Below are 6,595 nucleotides of genomic sequence, written 5' to 3' on the forward strand. Positions count from 1 at the left end.
GCGTTATTTTCTTTCCAGTATAAGCGCAGAAGCGCCTCCGCCTCCATTACAAATTGCTGCGGCACCGAATCGTGCATTGTTTTGCGCTAACACGCTAAGGAGCGTTATAACGATGCGGGCTCCTGAGCATCCTAACGGATGGCCCAACGAAACAGCCCCACCGTTCACATTTACATTGGTATCGTTTAATCCTAAAAGTTTCATATTGGCCAAGCCAACCACTGCAAAAGCTTCATTAAACTCAAAAAAATCAATATCATCTAATTCGAGACCCGCTTTAGCAAGTGCTTTTGGCAATGCCTTGGACGGTGCCGTAGTAAACCATTCGGGCTCATGAGCGGCATCCGCAAAACTTTTAATTGTAGCTAAGGGTTTTATGCCTAGTGCTTTGGCCTTATCACTACTCATTAATATAACGGCTGCAGCACCATCGTTTATAGTAGATGCATTGGCGGCTGTAACGGTACCGTCTTTGGAGAAAGCCGGTCTAAGCGTTGGGATTTTTGACAAATCTACTTTTTTAAATTCCTCATCCTGACGAACTTCAAGGGGTTCTCCTTTTCTTTGAGGAACTTGAACGGGTACCACTTCGTCAGCGAATTTTCCCGAAGCCCATGCCGCAGCAGAACGCTCATAGGATTGAATAGCATAGGCATCCTGTTCTTCGCGAGAAAAATGATATTTTTCGGCACAGGCATCGGCACATAACCCCATTACATTTTCATCATAGGCATCTACCAGTCCATCCTTTTGCATGCCATCTATCAGCGTACTCGATCCAAATTTAACACCATTACGCATAGGCAAGTAATGCGGAATTAAACTCATATTTTCCATACCTCCCGCAACCACAACGGACGCATCTCCCAAGGCAATAGTCTGGGCACCAAGCATAATGGCTTTCATGCCCGAAGCACAGACCTTATTTACAGTAGTACAAGGTACCGTATTTGGTATACCGGCATAAATGGCGGCCTGACGCCCCGGTGCTTGCCCCGCATTGGCTTGCACCACGTGCCCCATAAATACTTCGTCTACAGCATTAGGGTCTAATTTTATTTTGGCTAGCGCTCCTTTAATAGCTATGGCACCCAGCTTTGGCGCAGGTATGCCAGACAATGCCCCCATAAAACTTCCAATGGGCGTTCTAGCCACAGCAACAATTACTACTTCGTTCATAATTATCCTCTTTATAGCTACGAAATTACTAAATTATTCACCAATGAATATGGTTATCCACACAAAAGCAGCAAGGCAACTTATAATTTTCTATTTTTGAATGATACAACCTAAAACATGAGAAAAATTCTCGATACTGTTTATAAGAACCAATCGGTAATCTATAAGTATTTCTTGTACTTTGGAGCCATTCTCTTTGTTGTATTTTTTTTCCCAAAAGGCGGAAAGTTTAAGTATGAGTTTCAAAAAGGAAAACCTTGGCAATACGAAAGTTTATATGCTCCTTTCGATTTTTCCCTTCAAAAAACAAAAGAAGAAATAGAAGAAGAGCAACGGCTTATTAAAGACCAACAAATTCCATATTATACTTATGATGATTCTATCGCAAAGAGCGTGTTACAAAGGTATCAACAGCTTGCACCAAAAGCATTTAACCAGTTAGAGATAGACAACAAAGAGCGACACATCTTAGAAAACATCGGACGAGAAATAGTAGACTCGCTTTACAAAAACGGCATTCGACAAAAAGATAATGACAAAGAAATGAACCGTTTAGGCAGTGTTTATTTGGTACGAAATAACGAAGCGAAACGAATCAATCTAAATGAAATTCCGGAACCTTCAACGGTAAATTCTCTTGTGATATCCCTATTGGAAAAGGCCGGTTTAGTACCGTATAGAAATGTCTTTAACCAATTGTTTTTAGAACTAATTACCCCTAATGTGTTTTTTGATGCAACCCTTACGCAAAAGGAGTTGCAGAGTACGCTCCAAAGCCTATCTTATACCCGAGGTAATATAGCACAAGGCAAATTAATCATTGCAAAAGGCGAAGTTGTTGAAAATGAAAACTATAAAATTTTAAGTTCGTTAAAAAGCGAGTACCAATCTGATGTGTGGACGGCAAATAACCATTTTTTTATTCTTTTCGGTTATGTTGTTTTAGTGGCCATGGTTCTTATGATGTTATTCTTTTTTCTGAACCGATACCGCCAAGAAATTTACCAAAATAACACCAAAGTAACCTTTATCATTTTCAATATCGTATTGATGGTATTTTTGACCACTTTGGTACTAAAGTATAACGAGATTTATGTGTTTGTTGTCCCGTTGTGCATTTTACCCCTTATACTTAAAACCTTTTTTGATGCCCGCTTGGGCTTATATGTACATGTGCTTACCGTTCTCATTCTGGGTTTTATTGTTCCTAATAGTTTCGAATACATTTTTTTACAAATAATTGCGGGCATCGTTACCATACTTTCTGTATCTGAATTGTATAAAAGAGCCAACCTCTTTATTTCGGTAGCGCAAATTACTTCTATTTATATGGTAGGTTATTTTGCTTTTCATATGATTCACGAAGGTAGTCTCGATAGTATAGAATGGTGGACGTTTGGCTATTTCCTATTAAATGGCATGATTACCCTTTTTGTACAGCCTTTAATTTATATGTATGAAAAAATGTTTGGTTTGGTGTCTGATGTATCCCTTCTAGAATTATCAGATACCAATTCAAAATTATTAAAAGAATTAGCGAACAAGGCTCCGGGTACTTTTCATCATTCGTTACAAGTGGCCAATTTAGCTGAGGCTGCAGCAAACGAAGTTGGTGCTAATGCCATGTTGGTGCGCGTTGGAGCACTGTATCACGACATCGGTAAAATGAACAACCCTGCTTATTTTACAGAAAACCAAATTACCAACGTAAATCCGCACGATGAACTTCAGCCTATAGACAGTGCCAAAATAATTATAAATCACGTAATTCAGGGTATAGAAATTGCCCGTAAAAGTAACTTGCCAGATCGAATTATCGATTTTATAAGAACACATCACGGCACTTCGTTAGTCTACTACTTTTATAAAAAGCAGAAAGCTAAAGACCTAGAAGAAAACGATGTAGACACCCAAGAGGTAGATTTTAGGTATCCAGGACCTATTCCCTTTTCTAGAGAAACGGCCATCCTTATGATGGCGGATGCTGTAGAAGCGGCTTCTAAAAGTCTAAAGAATCCCACATTTTTAATCATTGACGACTTTGTAGAAAAAATTATTGGCATACAAATGCAATCGGGTCAATTTTTAAATGCAGATATTACGTTTAAGGATATTGAACTTATCAAAAAGATATTGAAACAAAAATTGACCAATATTTACCATTTAAGGGTGGAGTATCCGGAGTAAGAATAATCAAGTCGCATATAGTTTAAAAAAAGGAGTAAAAATAGTTGTATGCTACAAGATGAAAAAGTACATTTGCAACCGCGTTTTTTGATAGTTAGAATTACAATTACGGAGAGGTGCCGGAGTGGTAACGGAGCAGATTGCTAATCTGTCGACGGGTAACCGTCGCCAGGGTTCGAATCCCTGTCTCTCCGCTTTTAAGCGTATATAACACTTGTCTATTTTTATCGTAACCGTTGTGCGTTTTAAAAAAACTAAATGGATATACGCAATTGACAAGTTTTATTTTTTCGGGGTGTAGTCCCTCGACAAGCTCGGGATAAACTACACTACGTCATATTGTTTTTTTCGGGGTGTAGCGTAGCCCGGTATCGCGCCTGGTTTGGGACCAGGAGGCCGCAGGTTCGAATCCTGCCACCCCGACTTTTTAGGATATCAATTAGAACCAAATCCCTGTTAATCGTATGATTTTCAGGGATTTCTGTTTTTTAGGAAATTAAACAAAACCAAATAATCCTAAATAATAGGTCAACAAATAGGATAACAAAACCATTTTAACAGATGTGTTATCCTATTTGTTAAAATTTCTGAGGTGACCGGAAAATTAAATGTATATTTAAAGTGATTTGACTTTCGTCTGACAAAAACCGAGTGTTAACAAAAAAGACGAAATCATGAAAACAACTCCAACTTTCAGTATTCATTTCTGGGCCAACTTTTCCAGAGTGAAAGACGGACAGACCTTGCTTTATGCAAGAATCACGGTAAATGGCAAACGGGCAACCATAGGTTTAAAACAAAGGGTAGCCGTTGCAGATTGGGACATCCATAAGAACCGGATGCGAGGAACCAACCAACAGGCGCGTTTAATAAACAGTTATCTGGACGAGGTGTACAGCTCACTTTTTAGCTGCTACCAAAGTTTAAAGCTTACCCATAAGGTGATTACGGCACAAAGCATAAAAAGGAAGTATTTGGGAAATGCAGAGGATGCCAAAACCTTGAGCGATATCATCAACTACCATACTGAAGATATGGCCGGTAAATTAAAATGGGGCACCCAAAAGAACTACTTTACGACCCAGAAGTATATTTCCGGTTTTCTTTTGAAACAGTACAGAAGAACGGATATCTACTTGCAAGAACTGGACTATGACTTTATCCTGAAATTCGAAAATTTCCTAAGAGCACATCAACCCGTTTCCCCTCAAAAACCTATGGGAAACAACACGGTGATGAAGCATATAGAACGGTTGAGAAAATTGGTGCACCTTTCCTGCAAATTGGGGTGGATTGCCCAAGACCCTTTTATCAACTTTTCAGCTAAATACATAAAAAACGATAGGGAATTTTTAAGCTTAAACGAACTCCAACAAATAGAGTCCCGCGATTTTAATATTCCAAGGCTGGAACTGGTTAAAGACCTATTTGTGTTCAGTTGTTATACAGGTTTGAGCTATATCGATGTAGTACAACTTACCCAAGACAATTTAGGACAAGGCATTGATGGGGAACTATGGGTTTCTTACCGGAGGGAGAAGACTTCCAAACCCATACGGGTTCCCCTTTTGCCAAAAGCCTTGGAAATCCTTGAAAAATATAAGGGGAACAAGCGAAGCGCTATCCATGGTACCTTATTTCCCAAAATATCCAACCAAAAACTAAATACCTATTTAAAGGAGATTGCAGATGTATGTGGGATTAAGAAGAACCTGACCTTTCATATGGCTAGGCATACTTTTGCCACCACGGTAACCCTAAGCAATGGCATGCCCATTGAAACGGTCTCTAAATTGTTGGGACACTCTAAAATAGCCACCACCCAAATTTATGCCAAGGTCATAGAGCGAAAAGTAAGTGATGATATGCAACGACTTAGAATGCGATTTAATGCGATGTAGGTTTTAGTCCACTACCCATTCCAGCACATTTCCATTCATTTTTGCAAAGCTTCATTTCGGGCAATGAGCTACATTACAGGTCTTGGACACAATGCCCTATTTTTTCGTTCCATTTCGCTGCCCGCCCCGAAAACCGGGGCGGAACACTGCATTCCAATGGCAAAATAGGGCATTAAGTCCGTTGGTTCCCGCTCTTCAACTAAAGTGATATAAGTTTTGAATTTTTCTCAAAAACCTATCCCGCCGACCAGTCAAAGGTTCCTCCGGTACCTATCGAAACCGGAGTTTTTTGGATGGGCATGGCTATCTTCAAAGCATCTGAGAGCTAATGAACCCAATGATGTACCGGCAAATCCAACTTCTTGCCAGTCGTCCCGCTTCCCATGTTCATCGACTTCCCAACCTTCGAAATTTCGATTCCTTATCTCTTCACTGCGCTACCTTTTTTTTGATAGCAAAATAACAATATCCCTTCTTGCCCGACGGCATAAACCAGGCCCGCTTTGGCGGTCTCTTATTTATACGTCTTACCAAGCCTGGATATTGTACCCACCATACGCATCAAAAAAAGGGTATCAGCGAAGGCACTAGCGGAAGTACATCGAAATTGAATCGTATGAAATCAATCATACACATTAAAAAGGAAGCGAGACAACAAAAAAAATCAAAAAGGCCTGCCTGCCGCAGGCAGGGAAATCGCTACGGATAGCATAAGTAAATCACTTTTTAATGGGATGAATCTAGCAACATATAGCACTATTATAAACCCTTTAAATCATAATCATATGGAAACACTAGCAAATGAAATCAAAGCCGGACTGAACCAATTTCGTGGGTCACAGGTTATTTACAGTCACCCTCACTGTAAAACCAAGTATACGGAGGGAATACAGTATTTGGCAGCACGTGCAAAATGCAATTGGCTGCTTACCGATGCCTCCATAGTGGCAAAAAGTCTGCAAGACCATTCTTATTTTATAACCATTGATGTACAACGCTTTTTGGGAGATGAAGCTATTCGAAACGAATGTGAAGCGATAGTAACCTACAGCGACGGGAATGGGAATATTCTTTTTGAACAAAGATATTCCGCTACCGATTTTCCACTAGACCAATTACGACTCTATTTTGTGGATGACACCTTATTACTTCCAAGTGAATATTAACCCTTAAAACAGGTCTTATGATACAGCTCAATTATTCTGATCTCAGTGAGGAAACCCAAAAGCGATTGCTGCAGCAATCTATCAAGGACGTGGAACGCAAATTTGGAGAAGCTATTCGAAACTATGCAAAAACCAATTGCCTGAATTTTGATGCATTAGTGG

Annotated in this window: 4 protein-coding genes and 2 tRNA genes; 5 read left to right on the forward strand and 1 reads right to left on the reverse strand. The window is 39.7% G+C overall.

Annotated features, from left to right (window positions below):
- Positions 1–3 precede the first annotated feature (3 nt).
- Positions 4–1,179, reverse strand: coding sequence for an acetyl-CoA C-acyltransferase (locus U1E44_RS12925; protein ID WP_322931515.1), 1,176 nt, complete (start codon positions 1,177–1,179; stop codon positions 4–6).
- Between the two features lie 117 nt (positions 1,180–1,296).
- Between U1E44_RS12925 and U1E44_RS12930 the strand changes: the two genes are divergently transcribed.
- The 5 genes from U1E44_RS12930 (at position 1,297) to U1E44_RS12950 (ending at position 6,433) form a co-directional block, all read left to right on the forward strand.
- Complete coding sequence (locus U1E44_RS12930) at positions 1,297–3,366, forward strand: HD family phosphohydrolase (protein WP_322931516.1); 2,070 nt, start codon at positions 1,297–1,299, stop codon at positions 3,364–3,366.
- Positions 3,367–3,476: 110 nt separating this feature from the next.
- A tRNA-Ser gene (locus tag U1E44_RS12935) sits at positions 3,477–3,560 on the forward strand.
- Positions 3,561–3,715: 155 nt separating this feature from the next.
- Positions 3,716–3,789, forward strand: a tRNA-Pro gene (locus U1E44_RS12940).
- A gap of 251 nt (positions 3,790–4,040) precedes the next feature.
- Positions 4,041–5,267, forward strand: coding sequence for a site-specific integrase (locus U1E44_RS12945; protein ID WP_322931517.1), 1,227 nt, complete (start codon positions 4,041–4,043; stop codon positions 5,265–5,267).
- Between the two features lie 785 nt (positions 5,268–6,052).
- Positions 6,053–6,433, forward strand: coding sequence for a DUF6876 family protein (locus tag U1E44_RS12950; RefSeq protein WP_322931518.1), 381 nt, complete (start codon positions 6,053–6,055; stop codon positions 6,431–6,433).
- The last annotated feature ends 162 nt before the right edge of the window (positions 6,434–6,595 follow it).

Origin of the sequence: Aurantibrevibacter litoralis (genome assembly GCF_034651555.1) — a bacterium.
In the GTDB taxonomy this organism is placed as follows: Bacteria; Bacteroidota; Bacteroidia; order Flavobacteriales; family Flavobacteriaceae; genus Aurantibrevibacter; species Aurantibrevibacter litoralis.